Consider the following 18,766-nt stretch of genomic DNA (forward strand, 5'->3'; position numbering starts at 1 on the left):
TACCCGTGAGTTTCGCGCTTTTACTCGTGAGTTTTCCACTTTTACTCGTGAATTCCACGCTTTTACTCGTGAATTCTACTTTTTCACGAGTAAGGGCCAAAATAAAAAATCAACCTGCAATAGGCTGCTCGTTATCAGCTACAAATTATACCCACCATAAATCAGTTGGGCTTTCGTTGATGAGTACAGTTTTCAGATTGGTTACGGCCCGTTGGAATCCTTCTTCAACTGACATTAACGGATCTTCGTGTTCGATGCTGACGACATAATCGTAACCGTATGTGCGAAGGGCGCTCATGATGTCGGACCACTCTTGCAGGCTGTGGCCGCATCCAACAGAGCGAAAGTTCCAGGCACGGCTCTGGATATTTCCATATGGCTGCATGTCGGTTAATCCATACATATTGATGTTATCCTGATCCAAGTATGTGTCTTTAGCGTGGAAGTGGTAGATTGCTCCCGCTTTTCCTAGGATTTTGATGGCCCCGACTGGTTCGATGCCCTGCCACCAAAGATGGCTTGGATCAAGGTTAGCGCCTATTGCATCAGATGTAGCTTCCCGCAGTTTTAACAAGGTGTAGGGTGTGTGGACGAGAAAGCCCCCATGCAGTTCAAGTCCGATTTTTATATTGTGCTCATCGGCAATGGCAGCAGCTTTTTTCCAATAAGGGATCAATTTTTCTTCCCATTGCCATTTCAGAACATCTGTGTACTCATTCGGCCATGGGGCGACAGGCCAGTTTGGATATTTAGCTCCTTCGTGATCACCAGCTGTACCAGAAAAGGTATTGACGACCGGGACGTTCAGTAAGGATGCAAGCCTGATTGTTTTAATCAGTGTTTCATCACTTTCTTTAGCGAATGCTTCATCTGGGGAGATTGGATTGCCGTGGCAGCTGAATGCACTGATTGTTAGCCCTCTTGTTTGAACGGATTCGAGGTATTTTTGACGTTTTTCTTCACTTTCCAGCAGTTCATCAAGTGGACAGTGGATATTTCCTGGATACCCGCCTGTACCGATTTCAACTGTTTTTAAACCGGAATCCGCGACATAATCAAGCATATCCTCGAATGATTTTTGAGCAAATAGCACTGTGAAAATCCCTAATTTCATAAGCCCCACCTCACCTTTTCATTAATTTATGCTCATGACCTTCCCACTTGCCGAGCTTTGATAAATGGCTTCGATTATTTTTGAAACTTTCATGGCTTCCGATGGTTTTACCAATGGTTCTGCCAACCCCAGGCAGCTATTAATAAAGTTCTCTGCCTGTTGCAGGTCAGGTGTATCCTCCCCTGGCATCCATACTGCCTCACTATTTAAAAGCATGCCGTGCTTAGCTTGATTCAAGACCAACGGGAACACATCAAGTCCTCCCTGCGTTCCTGATAAACTCAAAACAGTGGCTTCTTCACGAATATTCGCGGCCCAGGATGTTTCGAATAATAGAGATGCTCCGTTAGCAAATTTGATATATGCCGTGGCATGGTCATCCACTTCGAATACGGAGGCATCGAAATTCCCCCACAAATTGACCTGATCGACACCCTTACTGACATAATTATATGTCGAACCTACGATTTCAATCGGTTCTGGGTCATCCATCAGCCATAACGCCAAATCAAGCAAATGGCAGCCGTAATCGATCACGCTTCCCCCGCCTTGCAATTCCTTGCTTGTAAACACTCCCCAGCCAGGGACTTTACGTCGTCTGATTGCCTGTACACGCGCTACATATGGTTCACCGATTTCACCGGCCTGAATCATTTTCTTTGCAGCCTGGGCTTCCTTCATGAAGCGGTAATGATAAGCAGTCGATAAAACTTTACCCGATATGTTTGCAGCCTCGGTTATTGCTATACATTCCTCAGTTGTAATGGCCATTGGCTTTTCGCATAACACATGTACACCCGCTTGCAGAGCAGCAATGGAAATCTCCGCATGGAACTTGTTTGGCGTTGCAATCGTAACGGCATCCACTTCAGCAAACATTTCTTCATAATTGGTGAAAACCTTCTCGATATGAAATTCCCGCGCCACTTCCCGCGCCTTCATTTCATCTATATCCTGAATGGCGTATAAAACCACTTTATCTTGAAATTTTTGAAAAGCTGGGATATGCCTTTTTTGGGCAATTCCGCCAGCGCCGATAATACCCATTTTTATTTTGTACATGATGACTTTTAACCCCTTTATAAGCGGATGATTTTTCGGGATGCATTTGATTCCATCGCGCCAAGAATGACTTTTAATGATTTTAATCCTTCAACTCCTGAGACAAGAGGCTCCTCATTGTCCACCACACATTTTACAAAGTGGCTGATTACTTCGGAATCATGCTGTCCTTCTGAGTCATTAGTCTGGATGCTTCCTAATTGGATGGTTTCTGTCTTTCCATTATCATGATGGATGATCAGTGAGTATTTCGGATCGTCTTCAAGGCGCAATACCGCTTTTTCCGCATAAATGACTGTAGCATTGTCTTCTTTTGCATATGACCAGCTGGCGGTAAGAGTTCCGATGATACCGCTCTCCGTCCGGAGGATACAGGCCGCACTGTCATCAACGTCCGTATTTTTCTTGGCAGTCGTTTCCACAAAGGCTCCCACTTCAACAAATTCTTCTCCAAGGATAAACCGTAATAAATCAGCTTTATGAACGCCTAAATCGCCCATTGCACCAATGACTGCCTGATCCTTCTTAAAAAACCAGCTTTCCAGTCCGTCCACGCTCCAGGTTTCCGGCCCGGAATGTCCAAATGCCGTCCGGAAGCTATAGACCTTCCCTAACTCCCCGCTCTCAATAAGCTGTTTCGCTTTTTGATGAGAGGGAACAAAACGCTGATTATGACCAATCATTAGTATTTTGCCACTTTTCGCTGCTGCTGCATTCATTTTTTCAGCGTCTACCAAAGAAGTAGCCATTGGTTTCTCACAAAGGACATGCTTACCAGCTTCCAAGGCCGCAACTGTTATGCGTGCATGCAGGTAATTCGGTGTACATACACTGATCGCTTCAATCTCCTCATTCTTCAAAAGTTCTATATAATCAGTATATGCTTGCGCGCCATACCTTTGTGCTGCTGCATTCGCCCGGTCCAGCACAATATCACAAACGGCAATGATCTCAGTTTCCTGATGTGCATCATACTCCGGAAAATGCCTGTTTTTTGCGATACTCCCGCATCCAATGACCCCTACCTTCACTTTGCCCATTTTGTTCTCTCCTTCACTTCATCTCTTTGCCTGAGATGGATTCCAACGGTTCGGCTTTCCCATAGTTCGTTACCATTCCAAATTCCGGCTTGACCCAATCAACGGCATTCTTAATTACTCTTTGAATCTCCGGATTATGGTAGGTAGGATATGTTTCATGACCTGGGCGGAAGTAGAAAATCCTCCCTTTTCCCCGCTGATACGTGCAACCGCTTCTGAATATTTCCCCACCTTCAAACCAACTGACGAATATTAATTGATCTGGTGCAGGAATATCAAAATGCTCCCCGTACATTTCTTCCTTCTCAAGCTCTATATATTCTCCGATTCCATCAACGATGGGATGGCTGGGATCGACAACCCAGAGCCGTTCCCTTTCATTCGCCACCCTCCATTTCAAATCGCAAGTCGTGCCCATTAATCGTTTGAAGATCTTTGAAAAATGACCGGAATGGAGGACGATGAGACCCATTCCCTCGAGTACACGTTTGTGAACCCTTGCAATGATTTCATCCTGAACTTCATCATGTGCAACATGCCCCCACCATAGAAGTACATCGGTTCGTTTCAGTGCCTCTTCAGTTAACCCATGCTCTTCTTCATCGAGAGTGGCGGTCCTCACCTCGACCTGCTCACTTTGTAAAAAGCCGGCAATTGCACCATGGATACCATCCGGATATACTTCTGCTACTTCAGGCTTTGTTTTCTCGTGGCGAAACTCATTCCATACTAGGACTCTCATGAACAACCTCCTCCATTCAAGATTCATTTCACGGCAACTTGCTTTGTATGTTTAACTATTACCTCTTTAACGCAAACGTTTGCGTTAGGTGTGATCAAAATATAAGAACATACTTATTGACTTCAGTAAGTATGAATTTTCAAAAATAATAGTGATAATCTATATTGTAAATTTATGTTAGCAAAAATCAAGCTTTAATTGGTAAAACATTTCTACATTTTTCATTTAATTTCCTTTTCGGCAACAAAATGCGACTCCCGTTTTATGATTTTGGTAGGAATACTGATACTCTTTTCAATCATTTCCGGATTTGCAATTAAATCGAACACGCATTTTGCCGCCTCATACCCTAACTGATACGTATGGATATCAACCGTTGTCAGCGGCGTACTTAAAAATTCTATGAATTCTGAGTGGTTAAAACAGACGACGCTTATTTGCTGTGGAACTTTCAAGTTCTTTTCAGCTAACACTCCAAGCAAGAGAACACCCAATAAAAGATCCATAACCAAAAATGCGGTTGGTGCCTCTTTCAATTCCAGCAATTCGTCAATGGCCTTTATTCCATCCGTTCGATTTAAAGGAATCAATTTGATATATTCCTGTCGCACATCCACCCCGGCCTGTTCCATCGCTTGTTGAAAGCCTGTCAAGCGGTCCTGGATCACCTCAAACTCGGGACTGCCCCCTAAAAAGGCGATTCGCTCATGTCCAAGATTTATTACAAACTCCGATACTTCCCTGGCCGCTTGAACATTATCGTTATCAATGAATGTGATTCCGCTCATGTTCGTACTTGGCTTCCCGATCAAAACAAACGGGAAGCCCTGCTTTAATAAATACGGCACCACTTTATCGTCCTTTTTAGAGTACAAAACAATCATGCCATCCACTCTTCTGCCCTGAACCATTTTCACGACATCCTCAAAGATGGCATCCTCCGTCTCGCCGGTTGTCAAGGAAAGACTGTACCCTTCTTTATTACAGAAATCCCCGATGCCTCGGATCACTTCTGGAAAAAAGGGATTATAAAGTGATTCCCTTGCCGAGCTTTTCATGACGATCCCAATGGCCTTAGTTGACTTCGTGACTAAGTTCCGGGCATTTTCATTCATATGATAGCCCATTTCCTTTAATACCTTGCGTACTTTACGCTTTGTCTTTTCACTGATTGTCGGGCTGTTATGGATTACACGCGATACCGTTGATGGAGCGACATTCGCTTTTTTGGCAACGTCTTTTATAGTAACAGACAATTTCATCAACACTCCCCGTTCACCGCACATGGTTTAATATTCCCTATATTTAAATAGTTATTTAACGGCTCCATCTGCAATTCCTTTGATAATTTGCCTCTGAGCAAAAAAGTAAGCAATGATGACTGGAATGATGGATAAAGTAAGGCCAGCCAAGGCGAGATGCCATTGCTTCGTATATTGACCGAAAAAGAAGAATAATTTAAGTGGGATGGTCTCAGATCCTGCGCCGCCAATAACAAGGGATGGCAACAAATAGTCATTCCATATCCAAATGACATTTAAGATCCCAACTGTAATGGACATCGGTTTTAATAATGGAAATATGATATACCAAAATACTTGAAACCGGTTAGCACCATCAATCTTTGCTGCCTCATCAAGTGAGAGGGGAATCCCTTTTAGGGTACCATGATATAAGAAAATGGAAAGACTGCAGCCAAAACCTAAATACATGAAAATCAGTCCGGCCTTGTTCAACATCCCAAGCTGTCCGAATTGGGCAACGAGCGGTATCATCACAGACTGAAACGGGATCAGCATGGCAGCTACAAACACAAAGAAAAGCAGGGAACTTATTTTACTTTTGTTTCGGGAAAGAGCGTATGCTGCCATCGCAGAAAAAATGATGATGATGACTACACTGACGCCCGATATCAATAAAGAATTGAATAAAGTCCGGAGAAAATCCAATTGCTCAAAAGCTTGAATGAAGTTTTCGAATGTCCAGGTTTCAGGCAGTCCCAGTGTATCGGCAAATATATCCCGTTTCATTTTAAAGGCATTGACAAGCATTAAATAAAACGGAGTGAGCCATAACATAGCCAAAATGAATCCGATGAATCCAATCAGCCACAATTTCCATTTTCCCCTCATTACAGCTCAACCTCCCGTTTTTTATTGAAATAGACTTGTGTCAGTGATACGACCGCCACGATTACGAAAAAGATAACGGCTTTTGCTTGTGCATATGCCATATCGTTTTCGGTGAAGGCGGATTTTACAATGTTCATCGCAACCATTTCAGTTGAATTATAGGGAGCTCCATTCGTCAAAGAAAGATTTTGATCATAGATCTTGAACGAGTGGGAAAGCGTCAAAAACAAACTGACGGTAAAAGCAGGTGCCACTAGCGGAAAAGTTATATGGCGAAAACGCTGGAAGCTGTTAGCTCCATCAATTTTTGCCGCTTCGATCAAGTCTTCAGGAACAGCCTGCAGATAGGCAATATAAATGATCATGATATACCCGGCCATTTGCCAAGACGTTAAAATGATCAATCCCCAAAAACCTGTATCTGTTGTTGATAACCATCCATTAAATGCTTCGATCCCAGTCAAATCACCAATCGCACCGAAGACCTTAATAAAAATGAACTGCCAAATAAAGCCGAGAATCAAGCCGCCAATTAAATTGGGCATAAAGAAAACGGTCCGCAGTATGTTGCTTGATTTAATTTTCGAAGTCACGATGAGAGCCAAACTTAATCCGATGATATTGATTACCACAATTGCCGCCACGGAAAATTTAATGGTGAACCAAAATGTATCAAGGAACCCTTTATCCGTAAACAAGTCCATATAATTCTTAAGACCAATGAAATCCGGTGTCCCTAAACCGTTCCAATTCGTAAAGGAATAATAAAATCCGAAGATGAGTGGCACGATCACAACCAAAATGAGTGCAGCAAGAACAGGTGTCAAAAACAGCCAATATGCGGCATCCCGATTTCTCAACGAAACCGACCTCCTTGAAATGATTTAATAGTTAATGGGTTTTAGATCATGACTGGGTTATTTGCTGAATCCCTCGTTGAGGCAATGCGACTTTTCTATAACAAGGAACAACCAATCGACACACTTTTCATGCCGATTGGTCACTTGCATTTCCCAACACTTTATTTGCTATGAATCTTCTCCCAATTTTCAATGTTCTGTTGGACAAATTCCTCCCAAGTCAATTTACCAGTTACGTATTTTTGGACACTAGCACCAAGGTCATCATTCCAACCAACCGGATAACCATTAAACACCCACCCAATCGTGTTTCCTTCTTGGGAGTATTTATAAATTTCTTTTGAAATTGGATCGGCAATTTTTTCTACATCATATCCTTCATAAGCAGGAATGAATTTAAAATCTTCCAAGACGGCTTTTTTCCCTTCTTCGGATGTATACATCCAGTCAAGGAACTTCTTCGCTGCTTCCTGTACCTTTTCATCCGATTTCTTATTCACCGCCCAATAGTTCGGTACGCCGACCGGCATGCCTGCATTGTCTCCATTTGGAATCGGGATGATGCCAATTCCCTTTTCCGCTAACTCAGGGTCCATATCATACACTGTGTTATACACCCAGTTACCTTGCTGAATGATCGCAACCTTTTCAAGTGAGAACAGCTCTTCCACTTGTTGGGAGTAATCGAGACTCGCTGTCGGCTGGACGGAATATTTATTTTGGATATCGACCATTTGTTTAAACTTGTCACCATCCGTGAATTTAACCGTTGGAGCCTTGCTTGCTTCTAACACATTCCCATCAAACTCCGGTGCTAAGAATACATTGGATAAATGATTTCCTGTCACCCACTTCTCTTTGACCGGATAAGCGAAAACTGCATCGATTTTCAATTTGTCTTTTTGCGAATCCATTTTCTTAACTGCCGCCTCTAAGGCTTCATAACTTGTAATTTCATCAGGATTAATTCCGGCTTCTTTAAATATTCGTTTGTTATAAATCAAGCCGTATCCTTCCTGGTTAAATGGAAGTCCAAGGACTTGCCCGTCCTCTTCCACGCCATCCAAAGTACCGTCAAGCGCTGCAGCAGCAGCCTTCGTGTCCTTTAAATCTGTTAATCTATCTTTATATTGTGCGACATCTACCGGTCCGCCAATGTTAAAAACCGCTGGCTCCTCACCTGAAGCGAACTTTGCCGTTATGGCAGATTTATAATCATTTCCACCGCCGACTGTCGATACCTTGATCTTCACATCTGGATTTTCTTTTTCATATTGTTTTGCCAATGTCTCGAATTGCGACTTGAATTCTACCTTGAATTGAAATATATCCAGCGTCACGACATCCTTTGAGTCGCTGTTTCCACCAGTTGAAGAAGAGCATCCAGCCAAAATCACACTAAAAATTAATAAAACAGTAAAGATTCCCCCGTACCATTTTTTACGCTTCATGCCTACCGACTCTCCCTTTTTCTCATAATATTCATGCAATTTTAAGAAAACGTTTGCATAAAATAGTAAAATAAAAGCCTTTCATTCTATAAAACTCATAGTCTATCGTACTTCTTTTACATCACCTCCTCACAAAACTCTTTGCAAACGTTTACATTTATGCGCTTTATATTACCACCAAATTCCATACTTTACAATAAAATTGTAGTATATTGTAAAAAAAGGATGTTAAGAACCTTCTTAGCCTAATTATATGATTCAGAAACCTTTGATTATTCCTTTATCCGATTATTTATCGTACGGGCCATTTTCATTCCTCGCATTTTCACGAAAAGAGGGAAACCCGTCGGTCCCCCTCTTTTCACTTCAATATCATCTTCACATTGGATGAACCGTATTCATCCTTCAATTCATAATATTTATCGCTTGCTTGTCCAAATTCTTTAAACACACCACTAATAATCAATTCATTCGTTTCCTTATCAACGACACTGTACTTGATATTGCTTTTCCCAAACTTTCTGTCATCCACTTTTAAAAGGATCATCTTGGACACCTCCACATTTAATGGCTGCACTCCTCAGGGTGTGTGGTTTCTTACTTACATAATATAACAAGTTATTCAGAATTTACAGATTTTTTGCAATACAAAATAAAAAAGCCTATTAGGCCTTTTCATTTCGCTTATACCATATCCACCTCCCGATAATTCGCATCAGGACTTCGAAATATCCAGGAATCCTTCACCAAATACGTCCCGAACATCATGTATGGCTATAAAAGCATTGCTATCCGTTGACTGCACTATTCTCTTTAACTTTAGTACCTCTTGCTTACTTATAACGATATATAAAATATCCTTGGATGCTTTTGTATAGTATCCATGACCGCTAAAAACAGTGACCCCCCGGTCCATCAATTCGGTTACTTGTTTTGCAATCTGGTCCGCTTCTTTTGAAATGATGGTAATCGCTTTTTTCGGGTTCAACCCCTCAATGATGAATTCCATCGTTTTTGTTCCAATATAAAGCATAAGGATAGTGAGCATCAGACCTTCTGCACCAATGATGAAATAGGATGAGAACGCAACGATTAAATCGAAAAACAGAAGTCCATAGCTTAAGCTCCATCCCAAATACTTATTCGTAATCCGGGCTAGGATCGTCGTACCGGCAGTAGTGCCACCAACACGAATGATCATGCCTATTCCTGCACCTGCAAAAACCCCGCCAAATATCGCATTGATGACCAATTCATCTGAAGATATCGTCCAACTTTCGGTTAAATGAAGGAAAAGTGAATTAAATGCAACGGCTATGATTGTATATACCGTTGTTAATTTCGACAAATATTTATAACCGACAATGAGCAGGAAAGCGTTAATGATCAAACTTAACAGCCCTGGTGACCATTCAAAAAGATAAAATAAAATGATGGTTATCCCCGTGACTCCTCCCTCACCAAGTTCATTGGGAATGACGAAAAGATTTATTGCCAAGGCGAAAATAAAAGCTCCTATTAATATAAAGAAAACATCTAAAGAAATCTTTTTCATATTTATTACCCTTCCTTTATGTAATGGTTAATGTGAATCGGTTAATTTCACTGCTCTATAGTAACATGGAATTCCATTTAATCCTTCAAAGATTTGAAGGTTTAACAAAAAGACTACCTTGGAAGTTAGATTATCTTCAATGAACGAGCTTAATACATACAAAGGTACTAATTTTCACTAAGCTCTTTTATACATTAGCTTAACAAAGCCACTGTCTCCTTCTCATTAACCTATTTTTATGTTAGTTTCATGCTCCTCGACTTGGTTCAAATAACCAACAGCACGCTTATGATAAATATCTTTTTTCAACCCTTGATTTCTCCTAGATTAATGGATAATCAATTTATTATCATGTTCCTTTTCAAAGCTTGACAGTTTCATTGAGTCATGATTAGAATGTTTTATATGTTAACTTATATATATTTTAGTTAACATATAAAAAGGAGAATGGCCATGCATACTGAAAAAAAATTACCTTGTTGGGAAGAAAAAATTAAGAAAGAACTGGCTTATTTAGAAGAGATATCGCAAAAACGTGAACTCGTTTCAACGGAATTCGCCGAGCAGCCATGGCTTATGATCAACGGGTGCAGGATGTTAAATCTAGCTTCTAATAACTATTTAGGATATGCAGGAGATGAGCGGCTGAAAAAGGCCATGGTAGATGCAGTACATACATATGGTGCAGGAGCAACGGCTTCACGTTTAATTATTGGCAATCACCCTCTTTACGAGCAAGCGGAACAAGCTCTTGTCAATTGGAAGAAAGCCGAAGCAGGACTCATTATTAACAGTGGATATAACGCGAACCTTGGAATTATCTCCACCCTGCTGTCCCGTAACGATATTATTTATAGCGATAAATTGAATCATGCAAGCATTGTCGATGGAGCCCTTTTAAGCCGTGCAAAGCATCTACGCTATCGTCATAATGATTTAGATCATTTAGAAGCATTATTGAAAAAATCACCGATGGAAGCACGTAAATTAATCGTGACGGATACGGTCTTCAGCATGGACGGTGACTTTGCTTATCTTGAAGACCTTGTTCGGTTAAAAGAACGTTATAACGCAATGTTAATGACTGATGAAGCACACGGAAGCGGCATCTACGGGGAAAACGGTGAAGGTTATGCCGGTCATCTCCATCTTCAAAATAAAATAGATATCCAAATGGGAACATTCAGTAAAGCGCTCGGTTCATTCGGGGCCTATGTCGTCGGGAAAAAATGGCTCATCGACTATTTAAAAAATCGCATGCGCGGATTCATATATTCAACTGCACTCCCCCCGGCCATACTCGGTGCTATAAAAACAGCGATGGAACTTGTACAGCAAGAACCAGAACGCCGCTCTCTGCTCCAAACACATTCAGAACACTTTAGAGAAGAACTCACAAATTACGGGTTTAATATTTGCGGAAGTCGATCACAAATTGTTCCCATCGTCATCGGGGAAAACGAAAAAGCGATGGAATTTGCCACACGTATGCAGAAAGAAGGAATTGCGGCTATTGCTGTCAGGCCGCCGACCGTTCCTGAAAATGAGGCGAGAATCCGGTTTACCGTAACAGCTCTCCACGATAAAAAAGACCTTGATTGGGCAGTTGAAAAAGTTTCGATCATTGGAAAGGAAATGGGTGTTATTGAATGAAACAGCCGAATTTAGTCATGCTTCCTGGATGGGGAATGGAAAAAGATGTGTTTCAACCGTTAATCAAACCGCTGTCAGAAGTATTTCATCTCTCATTTATAGAATGGAGAGATATGAAAACACTAAATGACTTTGAAGAACGAGTCATAGACACAATCGCTTCCCTCGATGGTCCTGTTTATTTACTGAGCTGGTCATTAGGATCAATAGTATCACTTGAACTTTCAAGTTCGCATCGAGAAAAAATAAAAGGTTTTATCCTTTTTGGCGCAACAAGTCGGTTTACCACTGGAGAAAATTATTCATTTGGCTGGGATCCACGAATGGTCGAGCGCATGAAGAAACAACTGCAGCGCAATAAAGAGAAGACTTTGACTTCTTTCTATGAAGCTATGTTTTCCGAAGCTGAAAAAGAAGAAGGTTTTTATCATCAATTCATCACGACAATTCAAAGCGAGTTTCATGGCGATGATGTGTTTTCACTTCTGATTGGTTTGGATTATCTAATTCAGAAAGATGCTAGAGCAAGACTCGACCGGATTGAAGCCCCCTTTATATTGATTCATGGGAGAGAAGACAAAATTTGTCCACTCGAAGCCTCTTCTTTCATTAAAGAAAATCTGGGTGGGAAAGCCGAGGTTCATATTATCGAAGGCGCTGGTCATATTCCATTTTTAACAAAACCACAGGAATGTATGGAGCATATAAAAACATTTATTCAAAAGGAGTACATTCATGATAGATAAACGATTGTTAAGTAAGCGGTTCAGTGAACACGCGAAAACATATGATGCGTATGCCAATGTTCAAAAAAACATGGCAAAACAATTAGTGGATTTGCTTCCTGAAAAAAACACCAATCATAGAATCAATATTCTTGAAATTGGCTGCGGAACGGGTTACTTAACGAGGTTACTCGTCAAAACATTCCCTAATGCCGCTATTACGGCTGTTGATTTGGCACCAGGAATGGTTGAAGTGGCGAAAGGAATGACAAAGGAAGATCGTGTTTCATTTTTATGTACTGATATCGAAGAAATGGCGCTTAATGAAAATTACGACTTGATTATTTCTAATGCAACGTTTCAATGGCTGAATAATCTTCCTGCAACCTTAGAAAAGTTGTTTACACGATTAACGGCTGATGGAAGCCTGATATTTTCAACGTTCGGAATCGATACCTTTCAAGAGCTTCATAGGTCATATGAACATGCGAAAGAAAAGCTTCAACTTTCCATTGATAGTTCACCAGGCCAAATGTTTTACACTCTAGAAGAATTATCCCAAGTTTGTGAAGAAGCAATCCCCTTTTCATCATCATTTCCAATCGAGATTACAAAAAAAGAAAAGCTTGAACTAGAGTACTTTCAGACAGTACGTGAATTTTTCACTTCCATAAAAAAGATTGGTGCTGCTAACAGCAACAAAGAAAACCACTGCCAGCGCCCTTCCTTTTTTCGAGAGTTAATCAACATATACGACACAGAATACCGAGATGAATCAGGTGTGAAAGCAACCTATCACTGTTTGTTCTTTAAAATAAAAAAACATGATTAATCCGAAGATAACCATCTGGGATCCAAGCAAAAGATGATACATAATAACGACTAGTATTTCAGCTGCTTACTGTGATTAACTAGGTTCCAATTCAAGCGATTCAGGCCGCCGCCTCTCCTAATTCCTTTGGAGAAACGGCAGCCTATTTACCGCTTATTGAGAGTGTGTTTTACGTATAACTCATCCGAATACCTTGCCATCAGTAATATTGACCACTCGATCACATAAATCTAACATTCTTTCATCGTGCGTTACCATGATGGCCGCTTTATTTCTTGACTTCACCTCATGTGCAAGCATTTCAACAACATCTCTGCCTCTTTTGGAATCAAGACTTGCGGTTGGTTCATCCGCTAAAATGATTTCTGGATCATTCATCAGCGAACGGGCGATGGCTACACGCTGCCGCTCACCGCCCGACAGCGCTTCCGGCAAGTGACCTGCCCGCTGTCCAAGTCCAAGGTGGCTAAGCAATTGGTCCGCTTTTTTCACAGTTTTTTTATCTCGCTTGCCAATCAGTTCAGAAAGTAGCAAAAGCTGATCTCGTACGGTGAGATATGGGACAAGATTCGACGATTGGAATACAAAACCGATCTTTTCAAGGCGGACTCTAGTCAATTCCTTTGGGGATAATGTTGTAATATCCTCTTCATTCAGCAGTAAGCGACCTTTGCTCGGGGAAAGTAACGCACCTGCTATTGAAAGAAAAGTACTTTTTCCTGAGCCTGAAGGACCCACGATGGCGACGAATTCCCCCGCTCTCACATTCAGGGAAATATTATCAAGGGCAGTCACTTTATTATCGCCTTCCCCATAAATCTTACTGACGTTTTCAAATAATAGTTTATCCCCCATCATGATACCCTCCCTATTGCTTCGATCGCGTCTATCTTCGCTACTCGGTATAGTGATAGCAGAGAACCCAATACGGATACAACCAAAAGTATCACGGAATATTTAATGACCAAATCGGTACTCAATTCAAATGGCATTCCTTCTGGCATGATTAAAGTGACGCCATATGTCAGTGCAACACTGATGGCTATGCACGTCACGGCAAGCAGCATTACTTGACCAACGATACTTTTTGCCAGGTAGCCCGTATTGGCCCCGAGTGCTTTAAGGACTCCAAATTGATTCGTCTTCTGCAAGGTAATCACATAAAAGAATACAGCTAAAACGAAAGCTGCTATGACAAACAAGAAGGCAATCATCATCGTCAATGTACCCTGTTCCTCTTTGTAGCCTGGTATACTCTGAAGTGATTCTTCTTTCGAAATGAGCGTTACGCCTTCAGGCAATGATTCACGTACATTTTCTTCTGCCTTCGAATCCATTTGCACGGCTATTGTGCTGATTGAATCTGTCTCTTGATTTTTCAATGCAGGATTAATCTCCTGCCACCCCTTAACATTCATGTAAACTACCGGTGAATGGCTGTAAGATTGCTTTTCAGTAAAACCGACAATGGTGAAAACCTTACCTGATAGGTCATATTTAAGTGAATCACCCAATTTATAACCCACTTCTTTTAAAGAACGATCTGCAACGACTTCACCTTGTTTCTTATTGTCATAGTTCGTTCCTTCTATGACCCTCGGTGCTAAAATACCACTTGCATCGGTCGCAAAAATGGTGACATCCGTTTTCTCCGATGAGCCGATTTTATTCAACGTGATCATCATTTGCCCCAGACCTTCGGCTGCTTTAACATCCGATGAGGCCCAAATTTCATCTAGCATTTCCTTGGATATGATGGATCGGTTCAATTTATTTTTAGAGTCATGCTCCATAACGAAATAGTCGGCCTTCATGTTTTGTATGGATGAAGCATTATCTGAAGAAAGTCCATTAGCTAATCCTGAAATGATAAAGACAAGCAAAGCGACCAATACCATGATCAAACCAATCAGCAGATAACGTAACTTTGAATGCTTTAGTTCACGTATTGCCAAAAACATCATTTCATCTCCCATTCCTTTTGTTTACCGATCAAGTCCTACCTGAATCGGTATGATCCGATTGTAAACAATCAATATGAATGGAAGATGAACAACTGATTACATAAGGGGCAGCCGTATATAAAAAGTGGTCCCTTTACCAAGTTCGCTTTGAACTTCGATGGTTCCCCCATGAAGTTCAACCGTCTTCTTCGTAATCGAAAGTCCCAATCCGCTGCCTGTTTCACTTCTGTTCCTCACTTTGTCGACTTTATAAAAGCGATCAAAGATATAAGGAAGGTCTTCTACTGGAATTCCCTTGCCCTTATCCGCGATCATCACTTCAACAGCACTGCCTATTCTTTTAATCCGAATATCGATCGAACTGCCGCTTTCCGAGTATTTAATGCTATTGGTTATCAAATTGGTCCATACTTGATTTAAAAGCTTCTCATCTGCAGAAATTACGGTTGAAGGCAAATCCATTTCGATCACCATATCTTTTTCCCGCCAATTCCATTCCAGCATGAACAACACTTGCCGGATTTGCTGCGCTAAATCGAAATTTGACCGTTGCAGCGGATCATCCACTTTATCCAACGAAGCAAGCATGAGCAGCTGTTTGCTTAACAACGACATGCGCCTGCTTTCTTTTTCAATAATGGACAAGTACTGATTTCTTTGTTCTTTTGTTAATTCCTCCGACTGGAGGGTTTGAGAAAAACCTTGGATGGATGCAAGCGGAGATTGAATTTCATGGGATACATTCGATACGAACTCCTGTCTCATCTCATCCAACCGTTGGATACTATGGGTCATTTTCGAGAAATGCTGTGCCAAATCCCCTATCTCGTCACTTCGGGTGACATTCAATTCACTACTATAATCCCCATCGGCGATTCTTTTTGTAGCTTCCGTTAATTTCGTAATCGGCTTAACGATGAAACGTGTATTAATGATCACAAATAAAAAACTCAGAAGGAGTGTGAGTATGAGCAAAACTGCAAGGAAAAAGCGGATTTCGCCAAACTGCAGCTCTATATTCGGCCTTACAAACAATGCATGCTTTTCGCCATTCACGTCTATTGGGACCCCAACGCTATTAATCAATACATCATCAAAAAATCCGGTAATAAATAAACCATTATTATAATTGGCGGTACCTTGATAAGTCTTCCCGTTCAAAACTCCAGAAATCGTATCTCGATCCAAAGCCGTTTCCCGAAACGGCTCACCATATAAAGTTCCTTCACCCTGCTCATTAAATAGATACATTTGATAGTGCAATCCTGCAATATGATTTAAATACGCATCAATATCCTGATCAGGTTTTTCCTCATACAAGGAGACGATATCACTTGCAACTTTGTTTATCTTCTCACCATTATAGGGTTTTTGAACCTGATGATAATAAACATTGGAAATCAAAAAAGCGATGACACTGGCAAGAACCATGATCAAAATGGTTTGAATAACTATCCTGAAATAGAGTGTTTTCACTTCTTGTTGACCTCCAGTTTATAACCTAAGCCACGGACAGTGGTTATAACAAAGTCATCGGTCCGCCCGGCAAAACGTTCCCTTAACCGTTTAATATGGACATCAACCGTCCGATCATCCCCTTCAAAATCAGTACCCCACACCAATTCAATAAGCTGCTCACGCGTAAAGACCTGATCTGGAAAACTCCCCAGCTGAGCCAGCAACTCAAATTCCTTTAGCGGCAGGAGCAGCGTATTACCCATTATTCGAACCTCATAACTTTTACGGTCAATCACCGTTTGATTCAATGAGATTGATTCAGAATTTACCATAAGGTACCTTCTCAATAGCGCTTTTATCCGAAATAGAAGTTCCCTTGGCTCAAATGGCTTTACTAGGTAATCATCCGTCCCTGCAAAGTACCCCTTTTCCTTATCGATAAGTTGATCTTTAGCTGTCAATAAAATGACCGGCAGATCATATTGATCCCGGATTTCCTTACAAAGATCCAGCCCGTTTTTAAACGGCATCATAATATCAACAACCGCCAGATGGATTCGTTCCTTCTCCAGTATCAAGGAAGCTTCATTCCCGTCCTTAGCTTCTGATACCATGTACCCTTCCTTTTCCAAGTGAAATTTAAGCAACTCCAGAATATGCCGATCATCATCCGCAATTAATATATGTATCAAAGAAACCACATCTCCACTTCTTTTATAACCCTGGCTAAACATACAATAGCAATAATTAATCCTGTAAAACAACAAATACTAATTCCTGCTCTAGAAAACCTGTAGCTACTTTCCATATAATTAGTATGCAAATAATTTGCACCCCTCTTAAAAGTGAACAGAATTTCTAAAACCTTTTTCTTTGTTAACCCATCATATTCATACAATTTCAGCGCTAGAGAATTACAGTTCAAAAGAATCCCCTTTTTCAATATGACTGTCCATAATGAAACCATCCAAAAGGCTGCTTAGAAAACGTATTAATATTTTTTATCGTCCGAAATGGTTTCAAATATTCTGAATATAAATTATAATTGTTTTATTTTAAAACATCTAGGAGGTCACTATGGGAGTAGTAGAGAAAATCAGCGGATTCGCTGGTAAAACATTTACCTTATGGGTCATTTTATTTGCAGTTATTGCGTATATCTTACCTAATCATTTTATATGGATTGGAGCCTATATTGTTCCATTATTAGGAATTGTCATGTTTGGCATGGGACTTACATTATCAGCATCGGATTTTAAAGAAGTATTCCGACGTCCGAAAGAAGTGGCACTAGGGGTAGCAGGACATTTTATCATTATGCCCTTATTGGCATTTGTATTAGCAATAGGGTTCGATTTGCCCAAAGAAGTGGCTGTTGGTGTTATTTTGGTAGGATGTTGCCCTAGTGGAACAGCTTCAAATGTCATGGTGTTTCTTGCGAGAGGGAATGTTGCGCTTGCAGTTGCCATTGCTTCTGTTTCCACTATTCTAGCACCTATCGTAACTCCCCTGCTTATTCTGCTCTTGGCAAGTAAATGGGTCAATATCAGTATTGGGTCGTTATTCATTTCGATCATTCAAGTGGTGATTATCCCACTGCTGCTTGGATTCATCGTTAAAAAGTTTTTCGGCAAACAGGCAGAGGCCGGTGCAAAGGCTTTACCTCTAGTATCTGTCATTTCTATCGTTCTGATCGTATCTGCCGTAGTAGCTGGCAGCCAAGCTCAGCTGGCTAAAACAGGTTTGCTGATTTTTGCAGTAGTCGTTCTTCATAATGTTCTTGGTTTTTTACTCGGCTTTTTCTTTGCTCGTTTATGCGGGATGGATTTAGCTAAACAGAAAGCTGTTGCAATGGAGGTTGGTATGCAGAACTCTGGTTTAGGTGTAGCCATAGCAACAGCCCACTTCTCGCCTTTGGCCGCTGTACCTAGTGCCATCTTCAGTGTTTGGCATAATATATCAGGCTCCGTTCTGGCCTTTATTTTCAGTCGCATGAAAGATAAGAAAAAAGTAGGGACCGTTAAAAGTAGTTCGATAAAAACAGACGCATCATAATAAGTTGGAGATGAACCAAAAACGCTTTTCAGTAAATGAATAAAAAAAGCCGATTGAGTGAATCGGCTCAGTTTGTAGACAAAAGGGGTTCGGAATTAAAAAATTCTGAACCCCTTTTGAAAT

18 protein-coding genes are annotated in these 18,766 nt (G+C 40.9%); 4 read left to right on the plus strand and 14 right to left on the minus strand.

Annotated elements, in window-relative coordinates:
- Positions 1–145: 145 nt before the first annotated feature.
- The 10 genes from QFZ73_RS08600 to QFZ73_RS08645 all read right to left on the minus strand — a co-directional run bounded on the left by QFZ73_RS08600 (position 146) and on the right by QFZ73_RS08645 (position 9,956).
- A complete protein-coding gene (locus QFZ73_RS08600; RefSeq protein WP_251432013.1) occupies positions 146–1,114 on the minus strand; it encodes a sugar phosphate isomerase/epimerase family protein in 969 nt (322 codons plus the stop codon).
- A 21-nt stretch (positions 1,115–1,135) separates the two neighbouring features.
- Positions 1,136–2,176, minus strand: coding sequence for a Gfo/Idh/MocA family protein (locus tag QFZ73_RS08605; protein WP_251432017.1), 1,041 nt, complete (start codon positions 2,174–2,176; stop codon positions 1,136–1,138).
- Between the two features lie 17 nt (positions 2,177–2,193).
- Positions 2,194–3,216 (minus strand): Gfo/Idh/MocA family protein, encoded by a 1,023-nt coding sequence (locus tag QFZ73_RS08610; protein WP_307265297.1) that lies wholly within the window; start codon positions 3,214–3,216, stop codon positions 2,194–2,196.
- 13 nt (positions 3,217–3,229) lie between these two features.
- Entirely contained in the window at positions 3,230–3,958 is a 729-nt protein-coding gene (locus QFZ73_RS08615; RefSeq protein ID WP_307265300.1) for a ThuA domain-containing protein, read from the minus strand.
- 221 nt (positions 3,959–4,179) lie between these two features.
- A complete protein-coding gene (locus QFZ73_RS08620; protein WP_307272690.1) occupies positions 4,180–5,214 on the minus strand; it encodes a LacI family DNA-binding transcriptional regulator in 1,035 nt (344 codons plus the stop codon).
- Positions 5,215–5,271: 57 nt separating this feature from the next.
- A complete protein-coding gene (locus tag QFZ73_RS08625) occupies positions 5,272–6,090 on the minus strand; it encodes a carbohydrate ABC transporter permease (RefSeq protein WP_305159106.1) in 819 nt (272 codons plus the stop codon).
- Complete coding sequence (locus QFZ73_RS08630) at positions 6,090–6,950, minus strand: carbohydrate ABC transporter permease (RefSeq protein WP_251432028.1); 861 nt, start codon at positions 6,948–6,950, stop codon at positions 6,090–6,092. The genes QFZ73_RS08625 and QFZ73_RS08630 overlap by 1 nt, the downstream gene beginning before the upstream one ends.
- 161 nt (positions 6,951–7,111) lie before the next feature.
- Entirely contained in the window at positions 7,112–8,401 is a 1,290-nt protein-coding gene (locus QFZ73_RS08635; protein ID WP_251432031.1) for an ABC transporter substrate-binding protein, read from the minus strand.
- A 361-nt stretch (positions 8,402–8,762) separates the two neighbouring features.
- Positions 8,763–8,948, minus strand: a complete 186-nt coding sequence (locus QFZ73_RS08640; protein ID WP_063235290.1) for a hypothetical protein — start codon at positions 8,946–8,948, stop codon at positions 8,763–8,765.
- Positions 8,949–9,116: 168 nt separating this feature from the next.
- On the minus strand, positions 9,117–9,956 hold the full coding sequence (locus QFZ73_RS08645) for a YitT family protein (protein ID WP_207440611.1): 840 nt from the start codon (positions 9,954–9,956) through the stop codon (positions 9,117–9,119).
- Between the two features lie 453 nt (positions 9,957–10,409).
- Between QFZ73_RS08645 and bioF the strand changes: the two genes are divergently transcribed.
- Genes bioF through bioC form a run of 3 tightly spaced genes read left to right on the plus strand, consistent with a single transcriptional unit; the run spans position 10,410 to position 13,166 of the window.
- The gene (gene bioF, locus QFZ73_RS08650) at positions 10,410–11,609 is read left to right on the plus strand and encodes an 8-amino-7-oxononanoate synthase (RefSeq protein WP_307265308.1); all 1,200 of its coding nucleotides are present in this window, start codon (positions 10,410–10,412) and stop codon (positions 11,607–11,609) included.
- 17 nt (positions 11,610–11,626) lie between these two features.
- Complete coding sequence (locus tag QFZ73_RS08655) at positions 11,627–12,355, plus strand: alpha/beta fold hydrolase (protein ID WP_307272694.1); 729 nt, start codon at positions 11,627–11,629, stop codon at positions 12,353–12,355.
- Positions 12,345–13,166 (plus strand): malonyl-ACP O-methyltransferase BioC, encoded by an 822-nt coding sequence (gene bioC, locus QFZ73_RS08660; protein ID WP_307265311.1) that lies wholly within the window; start codon positions 12,345–12,347, stop codon positions 13,164–13,166. Before QFZ73_RS08655 ends, bioC begins: the two co-directional genes overlap by 11 nt.
- 180 nt (positions 13,167–13,346) lie before the next feature.
- Here bioC and QFZ73_RS08665 read toward each other — a convergent pair whose 3' ends face one another.
- The 4 genes from QFZ73_RS08665 to QFZ73_RS08680 form a co-directional block, all read right to left on the minus strand.
- Positions 13,347–14,024: an ABC transporter ATP-binding protein gene (locus QFZ73_RS08665; RefSeq protein WP_251432039.1), complete on the minus strand. Its 678-nt coding sequence runs from the start codon at positions 14,022–14,024 to the stop codon at positions 13,347–13,349.
- The gene (locus tag QFZ73_RS08670; protein ID WP_307265316.1) at positions 14,021–15,127 is read right to left on the minus strand and encodes an ABC transporter permease; all 1,107 of its coding nucleotides are present in this window, start codon (positions 15,125–15,127) and stop codon (positions 14,021–14,023) included. Before QFZ73_RS08670 ends, QFZ73_RS08665 begins: the two co-directional genes overlap by 4 nt.
- A 99-nt stretch (positions 15,128–15,226) precedes the next feature.
- Positions 15,227–16,606 (minus strand): HAMP domain-containing sensor histidine kinase, encoded by a 1,380-nt coding sequence (locus QFZ73_RS08675; RefSeq protein WP_307265319.1) that lies wholly within the window; start codon positions 16,604–16,606, stop codon positions 15,227–15,229.
- Entirely contained in the window at positions 16,603–17,280 is a 678-nt protein-coding gene (locus tag QFZ73_RS08680; RefSeq protein ID WP_251432048.1) for a response regulator transcription factor, read from the minus strand. The genes QFZ73_RS08675 and QFZ73_RS08680 overlap by 4 nt, the downstream gene beginning before the upstream one ends.
- 385 nt (positions 17,281–17,665) lie before the next feature.
- On the opposite strand from QFZ73_RS08680, the gene QFZ73_RS08685 reads away from it, so the two are divergent.
- Positions 17,666–18,643, plus strand: a complete 978-nt coding sequence (locus tag QFZ73_RS08685) for a bile acid:sodium symporter family protein (protein WP_307265324.1) — start codon at positions 17,666–17,668, stop codon at positions 18,641–18,643.
- Positions 18,644–18,766: the final 123 nt, after the last annotated feature.

It is taken from the genome of Peribacillus sp. V2I11, from assembly GCF_030817135.1.
Lineage (GTDB): Bacteria > Bacillota > Bacilli > Bacillales > DSM-1321 > Peribacillus > Peribacillus simplex.